Genomic DNA, 19,297 nt, shown 5'->3' on the forward strand with positions numbered 1-19,297 from the left:
AGACGTGTGCTCTTCCGATCTGGCGTCGCGTATCCGGGGCAACCGCAGCGCGCGTTCGCCGAGCTGCTCGGCGGGCCGCCGCCGATTGCCGCCGGCGGCGCGTGGCAACGCGCGCCCGATCTCGAGGCGCTGCTGCGGCGCGATGCGGCGCGCACGCCGGATTTCCGGCGCGAAGCCGTCGTGCTGCATCGGTGGGGCGACGTGAACGCGCGTGTCGAGATTGCCGGGACGACCGCCGGCCTGCCGAGCACGGCGGTGTTCGAGCGCCACCTGTATCGCGCGGTGGACGGGCAATGGCTCGCGGACGCCACGTCGCGCGGCCGAGGCTTCTGGTTGCGCGCGTTCATCGCGGTGCAGCCGCTGCATTTCGCGCAATACGGCTGGGTCGGTGCGATGGGCGGCGTGCTGCGCGCGCTGCATTTCCTGATGGGACTCGCGGCGTGCGCGCTCTGCGCGACGGGGCTGCATCTGTGGATTGAGCGGCGGCGGGCGCAGCACGACCGCTCGGCGAACGTGCTGGCCGCGGTCGCCGTCGGCACCTGCGGCGGGCTGGTGCTCGCCGGCGGCGTCCTGCTGCTCGCGGGGCGTGCGTTGCCCGCCGGCATGCACGTCGACCACGTGCTCGCGATGCTGTTCTGGGCCGTGTGGGGCGGTGCACTCGCGCTCGCGGCCTGCGTGGCCGATCGCGCGGCCTGGCTGCGCACGCTGATGCGCGCGGCCGGCGCCGCTTACGGGCTGGCAGGGGCGACGCACTGCGCGATCGCGCTGCTCGGCACGGGCGAACCCGTGTACTGGCCGATCGACGCGGCTCTCGTCGCGTTCGGCGCATTGCTGCTGCGTGCCGCGCGCCGTCCGCGCCGCGACGCGATGCAGCGCGCGCGCGTGCCGGCCGGTGCCGAACCTTTTTAATTTCATGCAACTGGAGACTTCGATGCGCGATCTGCTCGAACATCGCCGCCTGGTCATCACGATCACGCTGCTTTACCTGTCACAGGGAATCCCGATCGGCATCGCGATGGATGCGATGCCGACCCTGCTGCGCCACGACGGCGCACCGCTTCATGCACTGGCGTTCCTGCCGCTCGTCGGTTTGCCGTGGGTCGTGAAGTTCCTGTGGGCGCCTGTCGTCGACAACCGCTGGTCGCCGCGCATCGGCCGGCGGCGCAGCTGGATGCTGCCGATGCAGACGCTCGTGGTGCTCTGCCTCGGCAGCCTCGCGCAGATCGGGATGACGGTCGCGACGGCCGGATGGGCGGTCGGCCTGCTGGCCGTCGCGTCGCTTGCGAGCGCGACCCAGGACATCGCGAACGACGGGATGGCCGCCGAGCACTTCAGTGGCGACACGCTCGCGAAGATCAACGCGATCCAGATCGCGGGCGTGATGATCGGCTTCTTCGGCGGCGGCGCCGGCACGTTGACGCTGATCGGCCTGTTCGGCCAGCGGGCCGCGTTTCTCGCGCTGGCGGCCGTGCCGCTCGCGAGCCTGGTTTGCGTGCTGTGGGTGTTGCCGCGCGATGCGGATCGTGCGCGCGCGAAGCCCGAGCATGATGCGAGCCTCGTCCGTTTCGCGAAGCGGCCGCGCTCGTGGTCGCTGCTGTCGCTTGCGCTGCTGTCGGCGATGACGGCCGTATCGGGTTTCGGCCTGTCGAAGCTGTTCCTCAACGACGCGGGCTGGACGCTCGACGCGATCGGCAAGCTCGGCATGGCCGGCGGCATCGTGACGGTCGTGCTCGGTTGCGGCGGTGGTGCGTGGCTCGTGAGGCGGCTCGGGTTGTGGCGCGCGTTTACGGCCGGCGTGAGCTGTGCGGGCGCGGCCGCGCTGCTGTGGTTCGCGCAGGCGGGCGGGTGGCTGCCGGTGTCGCCGTCGTGGGCATGGCTGTGCACGGTACTCGGTTCGCTGGCGACCGGGATCACGTCGGTGTCGATCATGACGGCCGGCATGCGCTTCGCGGGCGGCAGCGACCAGGCCGGCACCGACGTGACGGCCGTGCAGAGCACGCGCGACCTCGGCGAGCTGATCGCGTCGTCGACGATTCTGTCGCTCACCGCGAAGGTCGGTTATACGGGCGGGTTTCTCACGGGCGCCGCGCTGGCGGTGCTCGCGGCGCTGATCGCGATACGGCTGAAGCGGCGCGAGTCGGCGTATGCGGTGAAGGGGGATGATGTGCTGGCGTCTTGATCGGCGCGCGGCTGGCCTGATGCGTCGCGCGCTTGAAGCTCGCGACGAATGACCGGATCGCGCGGGGCGTTCACTGCACTCACTGCGCCCATTACGTCTGCTACACCCATTACGCCCGTGCCAGCCGGCGCGCCGTCAGCAGCCCGAGCGCGAGCAGCACCGCGACGTAAGCGGCGACGCCCGTCCACGCGCCGTGTTGCCAGAACGTGCCGCCGATCGACCCGAGCACGCTCGACCCGAGATAGTACGCAAGCAGGTACAGCGACGCGGCGTGCCCTTTCGCGGCCCCCGCGAGGTAGCCCACCCAGCCGCTCGCGACCGAGTGGGCAATGAAGAAGCCGATCGTCACGAGCACGATGCCGACGACGATCGCGACGAGCGAATGCGACAGCGTCAGCGCGAGGCCCGCCGCGAACACGAGCACGCCGCTGACGAGCACCGGTGCGCGGCCGAGGCGGTCGGCGAGCGCGCCTGCGCTCGATGACGACACCATCCCGAACAGGTAGGCGCCGAAGATCAGCCCGCACGCGGTCGCACTCAGGTTGAACGGGGCCGCGGTGAGCCGGAACCCCGCGTAGTTGTAGATCGTCACGAACGCGCCCATCACGAGGAAGCCGATCGCGAACACGAACGGGAGCCGCGCGTGACGCAGTTGCTCGCCCCACAGCCGGAAGTGATGGCGCAGTGTCAGGTCGGTGCGCTTCACGAAACGTCGCGACGGCGGCAGCAGCATCACGAACGCGGCCGCCGCGACGAGATCGACGACACCGATCGTCAGCATCGCCGTGCGCCACGAAAAGTGCTCTTCCAGCATGCTCATGCCGATCCGTCCGACCATGCCGCCGAACGCGGTCCCGCCGACATAGAGCCCCATCGAGAAACCGAGCCCTTCCGACGCGATTTCCTCGGCGAGATACGCCATCGCGACTGCCGGGACGCCGCCCAGCGCGAAACCTTCCAGCGCGCGCCAGACCAGCAGCAGGTTCCAGTCGGGCGACAGCGCGGCGAGCACGTTGAACAGCGCGGCGAGCGTCATCGACGCGAACATCAGCCCGCGCCGCCCGACGCGTTCGGACAGCGCGCCGGCGCACAGAATGGAGATCGCCAGCATCCCGGTCGACAGCGACAGCGAGAGCGAACTCGAGGCCGCGCCGAGCCCGAACTCGCGTGCGAACGCGGGAAGCAGCGGCTGGACGCAGTACAGCAGCGAGAACGTGGAAAAACCGGCGAGGAAGAGCGCGAGAGCGATGCGCTTGTACGCGGCCGAGCGCGGGGAAACGCCGGCGGGCAGCGCATCGGGCGTGGCCTGTTGCGTGCCGGGCAGCGCACGGGAAAGCGAAGGGGAGGACATGACTGCGCTCGATGTGCGAAGGAATGCCTGAATTCTTGCGCACGGTCATGTATATGTCCAATATATGAAAGTAACCGCAGTGATATGTTTAACCACTGGCTGGTAAGTCAACCCGGCACACCGTGAGAGCACGTACGAATGGAACTCCGGCATCTCCGTTATTTTCTGGCCGTGGCGGCCGCGTCGAATTTCACCAAGGCGGCAGAGGCGCTCGGCATCGGGCAGCCGCCGTTGAGCCAGCAGATCAAGGCGCTCGAAAGCGAACTCGATGTGGAACTGTTCAGGCGGACCGCGCGCGGCGCCGAGCTGACGCTGGCGGGCGAGGTCTTCGCGCAGGAAGCGCGCCGCGTGCTCGACGCCGCCGAGCGTGCGGTGCGCGCGGCAAGGCGGGCCGCGCGCGGGGAAACCGGGCATCTGCGCGTGGGTTTCACCGGGACGGCGGCGTTCAATTCGAAAGTGTCGGACCTGATCCGGCGCTTTCGGGAAGCGTTTCCGGATGCCGAGCTGACGTTGCAGGAGGCCGCGTCGCGGATGCTGCTGGAGGCGCTGGAGGCCGGGCACCTCGACGTCGCGATCGTGCGGCCGGCACGCCGGGCCGCCGCGACGTTGCGGTTACTCGACTGGGACGACGAACCGATGTTCGTCGCGCTGCCCGTTGCGCACCGGCTGGCGCAGCGGCAGCGGATCGATCTGGTGGAACTGGCGGACGAGTCGTTCGTGCAGGTGCCGAGGGAGGCCGGCGGCGCGCTGTTCGACCATATCGTCGCCGCGTGCAATGCCGCCGGGTTCGAGCCGCGCATGGCGCAGCCTGCGCCGCAAATCGCGTCCGCGGTGACGCTGGTCGCGGCCGGGCTCGGCGTGTCGGTCGTGCCGAAGGCGATTACGCAGGTGCAGGTTGCCGGAGTCGTTTATCGGCCGTTGGCGGGGGATGCGTTGCGGGCACGGCTCGCCATTGCGTCACGATGCGATGAGTCGTCGGCGGTGGTCCGGAATTTCCTGTTGCTGGCGGGAGAGGATGGGGCGGTGTGAGGGCCGTGGAAACAAAAACCGCGTAGCGATGTGGCGTCGTGTTTTTCGAGCATGCTGGAAGCGCGATGATGTCGTATTCGACGGGATGCTGGTCTTCGCATTTGAATGATTTCAATATCGACGAAGAAGTATTTTTGCTAATTGTTGTGCGCTGCCGTCTGCAATCTGTCGATGTTGATCGCGAGATGAAATTGACGTTGATTTCAATTTCACCAGCACGCAGGTCGATGGAGTGGCTCGAATTTCCTTGTCGTTCGCCATGATCACGGCCTGGCAGGAGTCGGCTGGGTGGTGGGAAGCCGATCGATGTCATCAGGAAGCACTTCAACGGTTCGTCCGAACTGCAGCGGCGGCCATGCTGGCATCGATACCAGCAACGACAACCTGATCAAGCGCCAAGCATTACGAATTTGTTTTTATTTCGTGACAATTGAAAAGAAATAGAAAGGATGCAGTTTGGTAATTTGAATGATCCTGTCATCAAAATGAGAAACTCGGTTCTTTAATACTTCGTGTATCAATTTTTACATGGTCTTTTTGTTGTTTTCGCGAGCCGGGTACATTCTCACGACTCGTTGCTGCCGCTAGAATTGCGGCGGCATGACGGGAAGCCGTTCCCGTGAGAGTGCGGGCCGCTGCGGGCTCGCAAAGAACAAGAAGACGGATAACGAATGAACATGAACGAAGTGGCTCAGGCGATTCGTGGCGGCCTGATCCAGCAGGATCGCCTGCTCAAGACAAGCATCCCGGCGTTGCCGGAAAATGCGCTGGTGCCACGACGAGCCGTGACGTGTTCCGAACTTGGCCGTGACTACAGCGTCACGCTCGATATGGTATCCACGGCAGGCGACATCGAGCTGAAAACGCTGATTGCCCAGCCGATGACGCTCTGGATTCAGCAAGCGAACAAGTCTTATCGACCGCTCAACGGTTACATTCATACGGCTCGCAGACTGGGTGCCGACGGCAGCCTTTCGAGCTATCAATTGACATTCGCTTCGTGGATGCATTTCCTCAGGTTCCGCAGCGATATGCGGTACTGGCAGGACAAGAGCGTCGACACCATCATCACGGACGTATTCAATGCGCATCCGCAAGCCCAGGGGCAATTCGAATTTGCTTTATTGAAGCCGCTGCCTCCGCGTTCGTATTGCCGCCAGAGCGAGACTGACTGGAATTTTGTCCATCGGCTGCTGGAGGAGGAGGGGCTGTTCGGTTTCTGGCGGCAGGATCAAGACGGGAAGTCGCATCGACTCGTCGTGACCGACGATGTCTACTCGCTCGATGAGATGTCTCCCAATTCAGTCGGTTTCTCCCGATCGGGTACAGGTGGAGAAACGGATGCTTTTACGCAGTGGGCGGGTTCGCGGACATTGCAAAGCGCAGTGCACACGACACGCACGTTCGACTACAAGGCGCCTTCGTCCTTCGCCAATCCCAAAGGCACGACGTTGCCGACGATGTCGGGCCAGGGGAGTTTGCCGGAGCAGGCCGAAGTTTACGAATACACCGGCGCTTATACGTATCTGGATCGCAATCGCGGTGAGCATCTTTCGAAGATGCACCTGGAGGAATGGGAGTCCCGGGCGAAGCGATTTTTCGGTGTGGGCGGCGTGCGGGGGATCGATGCCGGATGCCGTTTCGTTCTGACCGGGCATCCGGAGCATGACCGCGATTCGGCAGCTCAGCGTGAATTCGCCGCAATCAAGGTGCATCGCTACATCGAGAACAACCTGCCGCTGTCGAGTCATGAATCGAGCTTTCCGTACAGCCTGCAGGGCGAACTCGCCCAGGCCAAGCTCGCGCAGGAGGGTGCAGTCGTTGCACACGCTGACGGTTCAGTCGGCTTTTATCGGGTGGAGGTCGAGGCGCAGCGTGTGACGGTCCCGTATCGGAGCCCGTTCGAGCACAAGAAGCCGGCGATGGAACTGGAAACGGCAATCGTCGTCGGGCCGCAGGGCGAAGAGGTCTATACGGACGCGCTGAATCGAGTCAAGGTCATGTTCATCTGGGACCGGCAAAACTCGGGAGATGCGAGCGCTTCGTGCTGGGTGAGAGTCGCCCAGTCGGACACGGGGGGCGGTTACGGGAGCGTTCACGTTCCACGTGTCGGCGAGGAAGTGCTGGTCGGTTACGTCGGTGGAGACTGTGACCGGCCCATCGTACTGCATCGTGTATACAACGGGAACGTTCAGCCGCAGTGGCACAGCAACGGCATCCTTTCGGGTTACCGGTCGAAGGAGTATTCAGGGGCCGGTTATAACGAAATGGTTCTGGACGATGCGACGGGACAGAATCGCGCAAGACTGTTCAGCAGCAATGGCAACAGTTTGCTGCATTTGGGATACCTGATCGATCAGAGCGGCAACGCGCGCGGCTCGTATCTGGGCTCGGGATTCGACCTGAAAACCGATGCGTATGGTGCCGTGCGAGCCGCACGGGGGTTGTACGTCACGACCCATGCGAAAGAGACGAACAGTCAGCAACTCGACGTGCGTGAAGCCCAGCAGCAACTCGTCGGCGCCGAAAGCACGATCGAAGCAATGTCGCGGGTCAGCCTGGCGCATCAGGCGGAAGGTCTCGCCGAAGCGCACGAATCGCTGAAGGCGTTTACCGATGCAACGCAAGGCAGCGCGCAGGGCGTGCAGTCGGGCGGCAGAACGGCGGGCGGGGGCGCCGGCAACGCCAACGTTTTCCGGACCCCCGTCATGCTGCTTGCCAGTCCGTCCGGCGTTGCGTTGTCCACGCAGCAATCGGTCCATGTTGCGAGCGATCAGCAGACCAATCTGGTCAGCGGGCAAGGCATGTTCATCGCCAGCGGAAAGTCGCTCGTTGCGAGCGTCGCGGAGAAGATCAGTCTGTTCGTGCAGAACGCAGGGATGAAATTGTTCGCGGCGAAAGGCAAGGTCGAGATTCAGGCGCAGGGCGACCAGATGGCGCTTGCCGCGTTGAAGGATCTTACGATCACCAGCACCGATGGAAAGGTGGTGATCTCGGCGGCAAAGGAAGTCTGGATCGGCGCGGGCGGATCATACATCCAGATCAATGGCAACGGGATCGTCAATGGTTCGCCGGGAACGATTCTGGAGCGGGCCGCGAGCTGGGATGTGCCTGGACCGGATTCGGCGCGCATGCCTTTGCCACCGATGCCCATACCCCAGAGCGCGGGCCCGTACAGCTTGCGATTCGATCTGTCGGGGGCGCTCGCAGATGGAGAAATACTCGGCAATGCACCGTACATGATCAAGGTCGGCGAGGATTCTCACTATTACGGAACGCTTGATGAGGATGGCATGACCGGCAGAATCTTCACGGAGTCGGAAGAGACGGTACAGGTCAGCGTGAGGAACGGCGATTGGACTCATCATTTGGACACGGTCCACGATGACCTGTTTTCTAGCGGAGATGGAGTGCAGGAATGACGCAGGAACACACTGAAAAAGTACGATTGAAGGGACTCTTCGAAGTCCGTTCGTATCAGGCTCGATTCAGATTTCTCTGGATGGTTTTGTTTTGTTCGGCGGCATTCGGTTGCAAGGCTCAGAGCCAGGTTTCCGTGGCGGAAAATGTCACGCCGGCAAGCTCGGAATATAAAACCGAGATCTTCAATCTCGTGGATCCGGATGGAAGTCAGGCCGACACCCCGGCCGGCCGGACGCTGTCGAGCGCGTTCGACCACTTTCTGAATACGTCCGGCCTGGATGTGCAGATGCTTCGAAAACGCCTGCTGAGTGGCCCTGCGACACAAGGATCGCTCTGGCGCATGGGCGATTCACGCGAGTGGCTCTACCACATTTGCCAGGCCAATCAGTGCAACGTTACGAACGTCGCGATGCTTTATGACGCACAGTCTCATCGCACCGCGGGACGCTTGCTGTATCGCTGCGCGCCGCAATGGCTGGGAAGTCCGAGCGCGGCTGAAAAGACGTTGATCGAGACGCAATATCCGATCAGGATCGATGCGGACGACGCTCGAATTTTTTGCGAGAAGAAGTGAACCATGAGCAAGGGCGGAATCAAGGAATTCCTGGGCGCACTCTTTCAGAGCGAGGGTGGCGGGAACTATCAGGTCATCAACAAGTACGGATACGTCGGTAAATATCAGTTTGGCGAGTCCGCGTTGAGCGACCTGGGTTATTACGTGTCGGACGGTACGTCTCCCATCATCAAGTTGCCGAACCACCATACGAAGTTCCAGTATCAATGGAAAGGAACCTGGACCGGAAAGGATGGAATCCACAGTCTGGAGGATTTCAGGAACTCTCCCGATGAACAGGACGTGGCGGCCGTATCGTGGGTCCGGTTGCTTTGTTCGAGAGCTCGTCAGCAAGGTGCGGATCAATATGAGGGCAAGGTCATTGCCGGAATAACGATCACGCACTCCGGTATTGTCGGTGCGGCTCACCTCAAGGGTTTCGGAACAGCCACGCATCCCGGCGTGATGAAATTCCTTGAATCGAATGGAGCCGACGATCCTTCGGACGCGAACGGTACTACGGTTTCAGACTATATCGACAAGTTCGGCGACTACGATCTCGGCTGCTGCTCGGGTGCACTGGGCGTTCAGTTCGTCAACAAGAAGAAACAGCCTGTTTCCGGCGTGCACTACCAGGTGAAGTCCGGAGGGAAGGTGCTGCAGGAAGGCCATAGCGACGCGTCCGGAAAAATCAGTCAGCCCGTCAAGAACATTCCGTTCACGCAGACGCTGGAGGTCTGGGTGAGGGAGGTGGAGACGAATCTCGAGCGGGCATGGACGGGTTCGCTTTCCGGCTCGTTTGCCACGTTGACGCTGACGAGTCCGCACAGCAAAGTCGAGGCCCGGACAAATTCGCATCCCGGGGCGCCGGGGGATCACCGACGGAATAGCAAGCTGGGCGCGTATACGGTCAAGAGCGGCGATTCGCTATGGAAAATTGCGCACCAGCACGGGACGAGCGTTGCCGAGCTCCGGCGAGTCAATCCAGGGCTGGACGGCAATTTGATTAAGCCGGGGCAGCAAATCAAGCTGCCGTCGAATGGTGCGTCATCGGGAGCCGCGCGCGCTCCAGCGGCGGCATCTTCGACGCCGGTGTCGCCGGCGGCAGCGCCCTCTCCAACGGCGACATCGTCGGCACCCGTGCCGCCGGGGGCAACGTCCGCTCCAGCGGCGGCATCTTCAGCGCCGGTGTCGTCGGCCGAGCAGGCGGATGCGCCTTCTCCGGACACGCATCAAGCGAAAGTGACCCGCAACGACAATGGTCATCCTGTTGCCGTGGCGCACGCGTCCGACGATCCGCCGCCGGACGGCGACCCCAAGCAGAAGATGTTCGAGATTTTGCGCAGGGACGCCAAGTACGGCAAGCGAAAGGCCAATTTCAGCGGGCCTGCCGCGGTCAAGAAGGCGAAGCTGGGGCAGCCGATCTACAGTGTCGCCAAAGCGCCCGGTGTGTCGACGATGGAGTGCTGGAAGTATGTGAAAATCGCGCTCATGGCTTCCGGCATGGTCGATTCGTACCCGCCGCAGGTCGAAGCCAAGGATGCCGGAATCGATCTTGAAAAGGCTGGATTCAAAAACATTCTGTCCGATCCGTCCTATCGCATCGCCAGCCCCTATGATGCCCCCGAGGGTGCCGTGATCGTCTACGGTACGACCGATGGATCGACTCATGGTCACGCCGAGGTCGTACTGCCCGGACCGCTTTTCGCGAGTGATTACATCAGTCCGAATAGCAGGGTGATGCGCAAGGGCGAGAAACCCACGTTGATCGGAAAGGGTAGAAAGGTAACGGGAGTCTGGATCAAATGAAATGGAATGCCTGGTTTTTGATTTCTGGCGCAGTGCTTTCTTGCTGGGGGGCGACAGTTCTGGCCGATCAAGGCAACGCCGATCCGTTCGTCGCGTTTCAGCAGCGGTTCGGCGGCAATCAGGAGTTCGTTTGCACGGTAAAGGGAGGGAAGAAACTTTCCGTCAATGTTGGCGTGCCTCAGGCGGATGCCGATCAGATGAAGGTGGTGCCCCGCCAGGAGTGGGGCAATACCCTGTCGGTCTACCTGTCCGCTGGCGAGGGGAAGCCGATTGATTCGTCATGGGGAACGCCGACATTCGATCAATCGATGAAGTTCATGTCGATACGGTTGCGGAACGGCAAGACGCTCGTTTTCGAGCGATTTCGAAATATCCCCGATCCCGATGCGGACGAAAAGCATCTCGATCGCAAACCGTACTTCAATCTGACGATCGATAGCGGAGCAAAGCTGCCTTGCAGTCAGGTCTTCAACTTGCCCTGACGCGTGAATATCTCGTTGATCCCGTTGCGGCAGTCGACAGGTTGCCGAATGAGGGAAACTCCATGATTGATCTGATTCGACTCGGCGACACCACCGACCACGGGGGCGAGGTCATTACCGCCTCGGAGACCATGCGCTACGGCGGACGGCGTGTGGCGCGCAAGGGCGACCTCGTGAAGTGTCCCCTGCATCCTGACGTGAATCCGAACGTGATTCTGGAAGGCGATGCCAAAATAACCGATCGCGGCATATGGGTCGCCCGACAGGGGCACCACGCTACGTGCGGGTGCGCGCTGATTTCGAGCATCCGGTAAGGTTGCTGTCCCTGCGGCGCAGCCAAAAGTCGCGCGCATGATCGAACGGCCAAAAACGGCTGTTTGCGCACTGAACGTCGGAGTCGTATCGACCGGCGTGGCCTGTGCCCGTGATCCGGGCACAAGGGAATGCCGCATTGAAGTCGACCGGACATCGGTCATTTGCTTCTCTCAGATCGCGGAGTGTGGCCGGGCCGTCAGTAAAGCGTGACGCGCAGCATTCCCGACAGTGTCCGATCGAATGGACTTCAAGCTGGAAAGGGGAGCGTGCGGTTATCGATGTGGGCCATGCTCCGACAGGTCTTGTCGGTCGGCAATTGGCACATGCCGCGCCAGGCGGGCGATGAGGAAGGAATCACGACGAAAACCTCGTTGCGAGGCGGCAGGATCGTCGGAGCCTCGACGCAAGGCGGGGACTGCTGAACTCGAAACGCGGTTAAACCGCATCTGGTGCCGACGGCGAGACTCGAACTCGCACAGCTTTCGCCACTACCCCCTCAAGATAGCGTGTCTACCAATTTCACCACGTCGGCACTGCATTGCACTGCAAGGGGCGCAATTGTAGCGTCACATTTCGCGTTTGTGAAGAGGGTGTGACACGATGGGCGGAAGCGCGAAAGCGATCCCGGTAGAATTCGGGCGATCGACCCGATGGCCGCCGCAACCGCAACCCGTTTTCTCCGCGTGACACATACCCTCGAACAATTGCAGGCCGGGCAACTGGCCGGCGCACGGCAACTCAAGCTCGCATGCGGGTTGACGGCATTCCCGCGCGAGATTTTCGATCTCGCCGACACGCTCGAAGTGCTCGACCTGACCGGCAATGCGCTCACCGCGCTGCCGGACGACCTGCCGCGCCTGCATCGCCTGCGCATCCTGTTCGCGTCCGGCAACCGCTTCACCGCGTTCCCCAGCGTGCTCGGCGCGTGCGAACGGCTCGACATGATCGGCTTCAAGGCGAACCGGATTCAAACGGTGTCGCGCGGATCGCTGCCGCGCGCATTGCGCTGGCTGATCCTCACCGACAACGCAATCGACGAGTTGCCTGCCGATATCGGCGATTGCTCGCGCTTGCAGAAGCTGATGCTCGCCGGCAACCGGCTGCGTACGCTGCCGGCCGGGCTGGCAGCGTGCCGCGCGCTCGAACTGGTGCGCCTGTCGGCGAATCGCCTGGACGCACTGCCGGACTGGCTGCTGCGGATGCCGCGGCTCGCGTGGCTTGCTGCCGCCGGCAATCCGTTCGGCGCGGCACCGGAAGCCGCGGCGTCGGCGGAGCCGGACATCGCTGACGTCGATTGGGCATCGCTCGCATGCGAGCAGAAGCTCGGTGAAGGCGCATCGGGCGTGATTTACCGCGCGCAATGGGCGGCGGAAAACCGTGCGCCGCGCGCGGTCGCCGTCAAGCTGTTCAAGGGCGCGGTGACGAGCGACGGCCTGCCCGATTGCGAAATGGCCGCGTGCCTGCATGCCGGCCGCCACCCGAACATGATCCCGGTGATCGGCAAGGTGCGCGGGCACCCGGACGGCACGCACGGCCTCGTGATGGAACTCGTCGATCCTGCGCTGACGAATCTCGCGGGGCCGCCGAGCTTCGCGACCTGCACGCGTGACGTGTATGCCGACGGCACGGGATTCGAGCCTGCCGCGGCGCTGCGAATCGCACACGGCATCGCGTCGGTCGCGGGCCATCTGCACGAACGCGGCATCATGCACGGCGACCTGTATGCGCACAACATCTTGCACGACGGCGCCGGTGGCGCGTTGCTCGGCGATTTCGGCGCGGCGTCGCTCTACGACGTGAACGACCGCATGCGCGGTGCGCGGTTCGAACGGCTCGAGGTGCGTGCGTTCGGTTACCTGCTCGGCGAGTTGCTCGATCGATGCGGGCAGCAGGCGTGGGCCGGCCGGCGCGCGCTCGACGCACTGGCGTCAGCCTGTTTGAACGAGGATGTCGACGCGCGGCCGTCGTTCGTGGAGATCACCGCCGCGCTGGCTGCGCAAACACGCTGACGGGACGGCGCGGCAGGTTCGGTCTCGACAATACGAGCGCTTACGCCTGCCGCGCAGTCAGCAGCTTGATCCCGAGCCCGACGAACAGCAGCCCGCTGGCGCGCTTGAGCGCACGCACCGCGCGGCTCATGCCGAAGCCGCGATGGAACCGGCGCACGCCGGCCGAATAGACGCTGTGAACGACCACGACGGTGCACGCGATCGTCGCGTACATCACGACGAACTGCAGCGCGAGCGGGCGGTCGTGCACGATGAACTGCGGCATGAACGCCGACAGGAAGATCATCGTCTTCGGGTTGCTGCCCGACACGAACAGCGCTTCGCGGAACAGCTTCCCGCGGTCGGGCGCGTCGACCTCCGCCGCGCCGGTCGACGTGCCGGCCTTGCGCTCGCCGCGCAGTTGCCTGACGCCCAGGACCATCAGGTACGCGGCGCCGGCCACCTTCATCGCGACGAACAGCGGCGGCATCGCGGCGAGCACCGCGCCGACGCCGAGTGCGACGAGCACCACGACCACGCCCTGCGCGACGAGATTGCCCGCGATCGTCGCGGCCGTGCCGTGCGTGCCGTAGCGCACCGTGTTGCGGATGACGAGCAGCACGTTGGGCCCCGGCGACAGCGTCGTGGCGAGATAGGCTGCGGCAAACAGCATCCAGGTCTGAAAGGGCATGCGGCGCTCCGAGAGGCGGTTCCGGCGGGCGGGATGACGCGATGATGCCACGCCAATATCTGGCCCGGGCTTGCCCGGAACCTTGCCGTCGCGGCGCGTCAGCGTGCGTCGCGCATGCAGTACGCGGGGATCGACGGCGGCGTATCGATCGCGGCGGGCCGCGTCATCCACGCGATCCATCCGGCCCATATCCCGCAGACGATCAGCACGGCGACGTTCAGCGGCGTCCGGTAGCGGACGATCAGGTCGGCCAGCGGCAGGCGGTGTTTCATGTGCGTCTCCTTCGATCGGGGGCGGGCGGCGTTACTGGCCGGCGTAGGTCGGCGCCTTGGCGTCGCAGGTCACGGATACCGTCGAGCCGTCCGCGAAACGCAGCCGGAACGGCACCTTCGCGCCGGGCGCGACGGCCTGGCGCGGCTGCTCCAGCATCACGTGATAGCTCTTCGGCTTGAAGGTCACCGTGCCGTGCGCGGGCACTTCGACGGCGTCGACGTGAACCATCTTCGCGGTGCTGCCGTTCGTTTGCGTTTCATGCAGCATCGCCATTCCGTATGCGGGCGTGTCGAGGCCCGTCAGCGTGACGGGCGCGTCGCCGTCGTTCTTCAGCGTGAAGTAGCCGGACGACGGCACGGTCGCCGGCATCGCACGAATCCAGCAGTTTTCTGCCTGTACGGCCGGCGCGGCGAACGTGGCGGGAGCCTGCAGCGCGAGCAGTGCGAACAGCAGGCCGGTCGGAATCGGGTGTTTCATGGTTGGTTCTCCTGATGGGTGGATGCGGCGGGTATCGGCGGCGACGCGATCGGCACGAAACGCCGATGCGCGTCGCGAACGTCATTTCAGCGTGAACGCGTAGTGGCCTTGCGTGCGATGACCATCGCTGGCCACCGCGATCCACGTGACCGTGTACGTGCCGGCGGTCAGGCTGGCCAGCGCGACGTGCATGCGTTTCCGGTTGCCGGCGTCGACGGACGATTTCCCGTCGGCGACCGACTGCCCGCGGCTGTCGGTCACGGCGATCGAGCTGAAGGCGGGCTCGAGCGCCTCGCTGAAACCGATCGAGACCGCATGCGGCGCGGTTGAGAGCGTGGCGCCGGCGGCCGGTTCCTGCGTCTTCGGGAGTGCGTGCGCGTGGGCGGCCTGGATGGCGACGAAGCCGAGTGCGGCGAGCGTGCCGCGAATGAAAGTGGCGGTTTTCATGGTTGAGTGTGCGAGTGGCGAATCGGATGAAGCAACACGGATTCGACGGACGGATGCACGCGCACCATCGCAGCAGCACCGATGGCGGCCGACGCTGGCGCGAACGTGCACGGCCGGCGCTTGCCCGCATGCGAATGCCGGCGCGACGGTACGCACCGGCAGCAAGCGGCCGCACGCACGGAACGACGCCGCGCGCAACACGGTGAGACATGATCGTCCTTCGAAACGTGACACGTCGCGCATGCCGGCGGCGTGCGCGGGCCACGCGATGCGCTACGGCATCACGGGCGTTGACGACGAATCAGGACGTGAACGGAGGGGCGCGCGGTTGCGCGGCCGTGAGCGGCAGCGCGCGGCGCAGGCTTTCGAAGCGGGTCGCTTCGCGATGCTGAATGACGTGCACGCTGGCCGCGAACGTCAGTTCGGGCGCGGGCAGTGCGGGCGTATGGGCGAGCAGGCTGCAGTAGCCGCATGCCTGGAGGTGGGCCTGCAGGCTCTTCCGCGACGCATCGGCGGCGCGCTCGCCGATGGCCGGCGCGGCCGTGCAGTAGCCGGCCAGCAGCGTATCGACGCGCTGCTGCGTCGTCAGGGCCTGCGAGATCGTCGGCGCGAGCGCCGTCATCAGGATGGCGAGCATCCCGATCAGACTGCCGATCTTCCGGAGACGACGACTCAGCATGCGATGCGCGACGGCGTAGGGGCGACGATGGAGCGGATTATGCCACGCACGTCGAGTCGCATGTCGACACGGCGGTGCGGCGTTGCGGCGCGCTACGCGTGCGTGGCCAGGTATTTCGCGATCAGCGTCATCTGCGCGGCCCAGCCCTGATCGTTCATCTCGCGTGCCTTCGCGCGGCGCGTTTCGAGCAACTGATCGAAGCCCGTTTCGGTGACCGTGAGCAGCGTGCCGCCGGCCTGCGCCGCGAGCGCGAACGTGACGAGCGTCATCGGCTCGGAGGTGTAATCGACATTCGGGTCGATCGCGAACGGATGCCAGCGAAAGGAGAACAGTTGCTTCGGCTCGACGCGATCGACGACGATTTCGAACACAGTGCCCGCATAGGGCTCTTGCGCCTTGGCGATGTCGTCGTCGACGCGGGTCGGCGTGATGCGGCCGAACAGCGGCTGGCCGGCCGCGAACGGCCCGTCGAACGAGACGCCGAACCACTGGCCGAATTCGCCGGAATTGCTGACGGCTTCCCACACGCGGTCGGGCGATGCGTCGAGCAGGGCCTGTTTTTCGATGCGATCGGTTTGCTGGGTCATGACGTTCTCCACACAGGATCAACCTTTGCCGGACGGCACGCGACCGCGGGCCGCGTCTAGTCGAGCATGACCGCGTCGGGCACGTCGAGCACGAGGTCCGACGTCGCGACGGCCACGCACGGCAGCGTATAGCCGTCGGCTTTTTCCTCGCGGCTCAGCCCCGGCCATTCGATCGTGTAGCGTACGCTGCCGCTGACGATCCGGCAAAGGCAGCTTCGGCATGTGCCGTTGCGGCACGAACGCGGCAGCGACACGCGCGCGAACGCGGCGGCTTCGAGCAGCGTGAGCGAATCGGGCGCATCGAAGGTCGCGCCGAGCGGCTCGATGCGCACGAGGGGAAGGTGTTCCGGATGGGTCATGGTGAAGGCGGGCGGCGATTCGGCGGCAACGCGCCAAGCATACCCGAACGGGCTGGCGGCCGGCGTCGGCCGGCCGCCGGCGTCAATGCCGGCGCAGGTGCCGGTACACGGTATTGCGGGCGAGGCCGAGCTCGCGCGCGGCCGCCGACACGTTGCCGCCATGCCGTGCCAGCACGGCATCGATCACCGCGGCCTGATGGTGTTGCAGTGTCGTGCCTTCGTGCGAGCCGGCCGATGCGGCCGGTGCCGCTGATGACGGCGCCGCCGGTGCGTCGTCGCAGTCGAGCCAGAAATCGTCGGGCAAATGGGTGAGCGTGATTTCGTCTTCGTCCTCGGCCAGCATGCCGGCCGTGCGCAGCACGTTGGTCATCTGGCGCAGGTTGCCGGGCCAGCGGTGGCGCGTGAACGCGTCGAGCACGTCGGCCGCGATGCGGCGCGGCATCGGTTCGCTGCGCGCGAGCCGCGCGAGAATCCGCTCGACGAGCGCGGGCAGGTCGGTGCGTGCGGCGAGCGCCGGCAGCGTGACCGCGAGCCCGTTGATCCGGTAGAACAGGTCTTCGCGGAACGTGCCTTCCGCGATCATCGCGCGCAGGTCGCGATGGGTCGCGCAGACCACGCGCACGTCGACCGGCACCGCGCGCGCGCCGCCGAGCGGCATCACCGCGCGTTCCTGCAGCACGCGCATCAGCCGGACCTGCTGCGCGAGCGGCATGTCGCCGATTTCGTCGAGAAACAGCGTGCCGCCATCGGCCTGCACGATCTTGCCGGGGCTGCCGCGCTTGCGCGCGCCGGTGAACGCGCCGTCTTCGTAGCCGAACAGCTCGGCCTCGATCAGCGAATCGGGCAGCGCCGCGCAGTTGACCGCGACGAACGGGCCGTCCGCGCGAGGCGATGCCTGGTGCAGTGCGCGGGCGAGCCATTCCTTGCCGGTGCCGGTCTGGCCGAGGATCAACAGCGGCAGGTCGCGCCCGCGGATCTTCGCGACGCGTTCGAGCACGGCGGCCATGCGTGCGTCGCCCGTGTCGAGCGTCGCGAACGTGATCGCATCGGGGTCCGGTGTGCGCACGCGTGCGGTGGGCGCGGGCGGCGTGACGGCGACGGCGGTCTTGTGCGCTTCCGCGAATTCGCAGCGCGCCAGCACGCGTACCCCGGTCGACAGCGTGAGGCGGAACATCGCACCGGGTGCGCGTGCCGCCTGCTGCGCGAGCTGGCTGAAGCGCATGCCGAACAGCGCGTCGCTGGCCTGATGTTGCAGTGCGTCGAACGACGCGCCGAGCTGGAATTGTGCGCTGCGGTTCGCGGCGATCAGCCCGCCGTCGGGGCCGAAGGCGACGAGCCCGGCGAACAGCGAATCGACGCATTCCTCGTGCGCATGAAAGCGCAGCCGCAGGGCTTCCGCGCACTGGTTCGCGAACAGGTGGTTCTCGATCAGTTGCGCGGACATCCGCACGAGCGCGAGCGTGTGCGGGCTCGAGCCGCGCGGATCGCCGCTGACATCGAGCGTGCCGAGCGTGCGGCCGAACGGGTCGAAGATCGGCGCGCATGAGCAGGTGAGGATGTGGTTGGCGCGCAGGAAGTGTTCGTCGCCGTGCACGGCGACGGCCTGGCCCGATGCGAGCGCGGTGCCGATCGCGTTGGTGCCGCGTGTGCCTTCCGCCCACGAAACGCCCGTGCAAAGCGCGACGCGGTTGGCTTTTTCGATGAAGTCCGCGTCGCCGATGCTGTGCAGGATGACGCCGTCCGCGTCGGTCAGCAGCACGAGGCTTTGCGTGTCGGCGATTTGCGCGTGGAGGTTCTCCATTACCGGGCGGGCGTGCGAGAACAGCGCGTGATTCGTGTCGAGCAGTTCGCGCAGCGCGAGGCGCGACAGCGGCGAGAAATCGGGGCGTTCGTGCGCGCGCAGGCCGACCGCGGTCGAACGCGCATGCGCCTGCGCGAGCAGGTCGGTGCGGCCCGCGGTGGCGGGCAGCACGAAAGGTTGCGGCATGACTTGTCTCCTGTCGACCAGAGTTAGCGCTTTAGCGCTTACTCGGGTCCCATGCTTCGCGGTCGACCAGAGTTGGCGCTTTAGCGCTTACCCGGGTCCCATGCTTCGCGGCCGACCCGAGTTCGCGTTTTAGCGCCACCCAAGCCCCACGCTCCTCGAATCCGGCCGATCCGGCACACACGTGCTCGCCGGATTTCTCTACCGGTTCCCGCCTGCGCGTGCGGCGCACCATCGACGCGCGAACGCCGGCCATCCGGGCACACAACATCATACAAGCGCCGCGTGCGATGTGCGACCGCGTACAAAATCCACTTGCTTTTAAATACCCGCCTGCAATGATGGAAACGGAGCACGCACGCGCCGTGTTCCGCATTGCAACATGCATGCGACGCGACATGCATCCGTTCGGGAGACGCATCATGGTTCGGACGGAACTGAGAGTCGTGCTGGCGGCCATCGCCACATTCATCATGCTGGGCGGCATTGCCGTGGCGATCCACGGGCTGCTGTTCGATCTGACCGATGCGGTGCGATACGGGGCGGCCGCGATTGCGGTCGGCGCTACGACGGCCGCAATCGCGCTCAACGTCTGGCCCAACGATCCTCACTGACGCCGGTCTCCGAAACGGTGCCGGATGCCGCGCTGATCAGATGAAATGCGCGTCGGA

General features: G+C 64.9%; 19 protein-coding genes and 1 tRNA gene. 9 read left to right on the top strand and 11 right to left on the bottom strand.

Annotated features, from left to right (window positions below; genetic code table 11):
- Positions 1–931: 931 nt before the first annotated feature.
- On the top strand, positions 932–2,179 hold the full coding sequence (locus L810_RS36935; protein WP_021163258.1) for an MFS transporter: 1,248 nt from the start codon (positions 932–934) through the stop codon (positions 2,177–2,179).
- Positions 2,180–2,288: 109 nt separating this feature from the next.
- Here the strand turns inward: L810_RS36935 and L810_RS36940 are convergent, their stop codons facing one another.
- On the bottom strand, positions 2,289–3,530 hold the full coding sequence (locus tag L810_RS36940; protein ID WP_021163259.1) for an MFS transporter: 1,242 nt from the start codon (positions 3,528–3,530) through the stop codon (positions 2,289–2,291).
- Positions 3,531–3,668: 138 nt separating this feature from the next.
- On the opposite strand from L810_RS36940, the gene L810_RS36945 reads away from it, so the two are divergent.
- Positions 3,669–4,559, top strand: a complete 891-nt coding sequence (locus L810_RS36945) for a LysR family transcriptional regulator (protein WP_021163260.1) — start codon at positions 3,669–3,671, stop codon at positions 4,557–4,559.
- Positions 4,560–4,670: 111 nt separating this feature from the next.
- Here L810_RS36945 and L810_RS47765 read toward each other — a convergent pair whose 3' ends face one another.
- On the bottom strand, positions 4,671–4,820 hold the full coding sequence (locus L810_RS47765; protein ID WP_021163261.1) for a hypothetical protein: 150 nt from the start codon (positions 4,818–4,820) through the stop codon (positions 4,671–4,673).
- A gap of 410 nt (positions 4,821–5,230) precedes the next feature.
- Between L810_RS47765 and L810_RS36950 the strand changes: the two genes are divergently transcribed.
- The 5 genes from L810_RS36950 (at position 5,231) to L810_RS36970 (ending at position 11,140) form a co-directional block, all read left to right on the top strand.
- Positions 5,231–7,981, top strand: coding sequence for a type VI secretion system Vgr family protein (locus L810_RS36950; protein ID WP_021163263.1), 2,751 nt, complete (start codon positions 5,231–5,233; stop codon positions 7,979–7,981).
- Positions 7,978–8,556 carry a hypothetical protein gene (locus L810_RS44230; RefSeq protein WP_021163264.1) on the top strand — a complete coding sequence of 193 codons (579 nt, stop codon included), beginning with the start codon at positions 7,978–7,980 and terminating at the stop codon, positions 8,554–8,556. Before L810_RS36950 ends, L810_RS44230 begins: the two co-directional genes overlap by 4 nt.
- Positions 8,557–8,559: 3 nt before the next feature.
- The gene (locus L810_RS44235; protein ID WP_021163265.1) at positions 8,560–10,344 is read left to right on the top strand and encodes a LysM peptidoglycan-binding domain-containing protein; all 1,785 of its coding nucleotides are present in this window, start codon (positions 8,560–8,562) and stop codon (positions 10,342–10,344) included.
- Positions 10,341–10,826 (top strand): hypothetical protein, encoded by a 486-nt coding sequence (locus L810_RS36965; protein WP_059485189.1) that lies wholly within the window; start codon positions 10,341–10,343, stop codon positions 10,824–10,826. Before L810_RS44235 ends, L810_RS36965 begins: the two co-directional genes overlap by 4 nt.
- Positions 10,827–10,888: 62 nt before the next feature.
- Positions 10,889–11,140, top strand: a complete 252-nt coding sequence (locus L810_RS36970; RefSeq protein WP_042977768.1) for a PAAR domain-containing protein — start codon at positions 10,889–10,891, stop codon at positions 11,138–11,140.
- A gap of 448 nt (positions 11,141–11,588) precedes the next feature.
- On the opposite strand, the gene L810_RS36975 is transcribed toward L810_RS36970, so the two are convergent.
- Positions 11,589–11,673 (bottom strand) — tRNA-Leu (locus L810_RS36975).
- Positions 11,674–11,824: 151 nt separating this feature from the next.
- On the opposite strand from L810_RS36975, the gene L810_RS36980 reads away from it, so the two are divergent.
- Positions 11,825–13,150: a leucine-rich repeat-containing protein kinase family protein gene (locus L810_RS36980; protein ID WP_042977784.1), complete on the top strand. Its 1,326-nt coding sequence runs from the start codon at positions 11,825–11,827 to the stop codon at positions 13,148–13,150.
- A gap of 40 nt (positions 13,151–13,190) precedes the next feature.
- On the opposite strand, the gene L810_RS36985 is transcribed toward L810_RS36980, so the two are convergent.
- From L810_RS36985 to L810_RS37015, 8 genes are all read right to left on the bottom strand, one after another.
- A complete protein-coding gene (locus L810_RS36985) occupies positions 13,191–13,820 on the bottom strand; it encodes a LysE family translocator (protein ID WP_021163270.1) in 630 nt (209 codons plus the stop codon).
- A gap of 98 nt (positions 13,821–13,918) precedes the next feature.
- On the bottom strand, positions 13,919–14,092 hold the full coding sequence (locus L810_RS48585; protein WP_021163271.1) for a hypothetical protein: 174 nt from the start codon (positions 14,090–14,092) through the stop codon (positions 13,919–13,921).
- 31 nt (positions 14,093–14,123) lie between these two features.
- Positions 14,124–14,570 carry a copper chaperone PCu(A)C gene (locus tag L810_RS36990; protein ID WP_021163272.1) on the bottom strand — a complete coding sequence of 149 codons (447 nt, stop codon included), beginning with the start codon at positions 14,568–14,570 and terminating at the stop codon, positions 14,124–14,126.
- Positions 14,571–14,651: 81 nt separating this feature from the next.
- A complete protein-coding gene (locus L810_RS36995; RefSeq protein WP_042977770.1) occupies positions 14,652–15,017 on the bottom strand; it encodes a copper resistance CopC family protein in 366 nt (121 codons plus the stop codon).
- 301 nt (positions 15,018–15,318) lie between these two features.
- Positions 15,319–15,696, bottom strand: a complete 378-nt coding sequence (locus L810_RS37000; protein WP_042977772.1) for a DUF2946 domain-containing protein — start codon at positions 15,694–15,696, stop codon at positions 15,319–15,321.
- A gap of 92 nt (positions 15,697–15,788) precedes the next feature.
- Complete coding sequence (locus L810_RS37005; RefSeq protein ID WP_021163275.1) at positions 15,789–16,283, bottom strand: SRPBCC family protein; 495 nt, start codon at positions 16,281–16,283, stop codon at positions 15,789–15,791.
- A 56-nt stretch (positions 16,284–16,339) separates the two neighbouring features.
- The gene (locus tag L810_RS37010; protein ID WP_042977775.1) at positions 16,340–16,642 is read right to left on the bottom strand and encodes a 2Fe-2S iron-sulfur cluster-binding protein; all 303 of its coding nucleotides are present in this window, start codon (positions 16,640–16,642) and stop codon (positions 16,340–16,342) included.
- Positions 16,643–16,724: 82 nt separating this feature from the next.
- Complete coding sequence (locus L810_RS37015; RefSeq protein ID WP_021163277.1) at positions 16,725–18,629, bottom strand: sigma-54-dependent Fis family transcriptional regulator; 1,905 nt, start codon at positions 18,627–18,629, stop codon at positions 16,725–16,727.
- A gap of 419 nt (positions 18,630–19,048) precedes the next feature.
- Here L810_RS37015 and L810_RS37020 point away from each other — a divergent pair, with 419 nt between their 5' ends.
- Entirely contained in the window at positions 19,049–19,240 is a 192-nt protein-coding gene (locus L810_RS37020) for a DUF2964 family protein (protein ID WP_011354307.1), read from the top strand.
- Positions 19,241–19,297 lie beyond the last annotated feature (57 nt).

This window comes from Burkholderia sp. AU4i, from assembly GCF_000466765.1.
GTDB classification, from domain to species: Bacteria; Pseudomonadota; Gammaproteobacteria; order Burkholderiales; family Burkholderiaceae; genus Burkholderia; species Burkholderia cepacia.

Coding starts and splice junctions, on each gene's coding strand:
- L810_RS36935 (WP_021163258.1), top strand. CDS start 932: ATGCGCGATCTGCTCGAACATCGCCGCCTGGTCATCACGATCACGCTG.
- L810_RS36940 (WP_021163259.1), bottom strand. CDS start 3,530: ATGTCCTCCCCTTCGCTTTCCCGTGCGCTGCCCGGCACGCAACAGGCC.
- L810_RS36945 (WP_021163260.1), top strand. CDS start 3,669: ATGGAACTCCGGCATCTCCGTTATTTTCTGGCCGTGGCGGCCGCGTCG.
- L810_RS47765 (WP_021163261.1), bottom strand. CDS start 4,820: ATGGCGAACGACAAGGAAATTCGAGCCACTCCATCGACCTGCGTGCTG.
- L810_RS36950 (WP_021163263.1), top strand. CDS start 5,231: ATGAACATGAACGAAGTGGCTCAGGCGATTCGTGGCGGCCTGATCCAG.
- L810_RS44230 (WP_021163264.1), top strand. CDS start 7,978: ATGACGCAGGAACACACTGAAAAAGTACGATTGAAGGGACTCTTCGAA.
- L810_RS44235 (WP_021163265.1), top strand. CDS start 8,560: ATGAGCAAGGGCGGAATCAAGGAATTCCTGGGCGCACTCTTTCAGAGC.
- L810_RS36965 (WP_059485189.1), top strand. CDS start 10,341: ATGAAATGGAATGCCTGGTTTTTGATTTCTGGCGCAGTGCTTTCTTGC.
- L810_RS36970 (WP_042977768.1), top strand. CDS start 10,889: ATGATTGATCTGATTCGACTCGGCGACACCACCGACCACGGGGGCGAG.
- L810_RS36985 (WP_021163270.1), bottom strand. CDS start 13,820: ATGCCCTTTCAGACCTGGATGCTGTTTGCCGCAGCCTATCTCGCCACG.
- L810_RS48585 (WP_021163271.1), bottom strand. CDS start 14,092: ATGAAACACCGCCTGCCGCTGGCCGACCTGATCGTCCGCTACCGGACG.
- L810_RS36990 (WP_021163272.1), bottom strand. CDS start 14,570: ATGAAACACCCGATTCCGACCGGCCTGCTGTTCGCACTGCTCGCGCTG.
- L810_RS36995 (WP_042977770.1), bottom strand. CDS start 15,017: ATGAAAACCGCCACTTTCATTCGCGGCACGCTCGCCGCACTCGGCTTC.
- L810_RS37000 (WP_042977772.1), bottom strand. CDS start 15,696: ATGCTGAGTCGTCGTCTCCGGAAGATCGGCAGTCTGATCGGGATGCTC.
- L810_RS37005 (WP_021163275.1), bottom strand. CDS start 16,283: ATGACCCAGCAAACCGATCGCATCGAAAAACAGGCCCTGCTCGACGCA.
- L810_RS37010 (WP_042977775.1), bottom strand. CDS start 16,642: ATGACCCATCCGGAACACCTTCCCCTCGTGCGCATCGAGCCGCTCGGC.
- L810_RS37015 (WP_021163277.1), bottom strand. CDS start 18,629: ATGCCGCAACCTTTCGTGCTGCCCGCCACCGCGGGCCGCACCGACCTG.
- L810_RS37020 (WP_011354307.1), top strand. CDS start 19,049: ATGGTTCGGACGGAACTGAGAGTCGTGCTGGCGGCCATCGCCACATTC.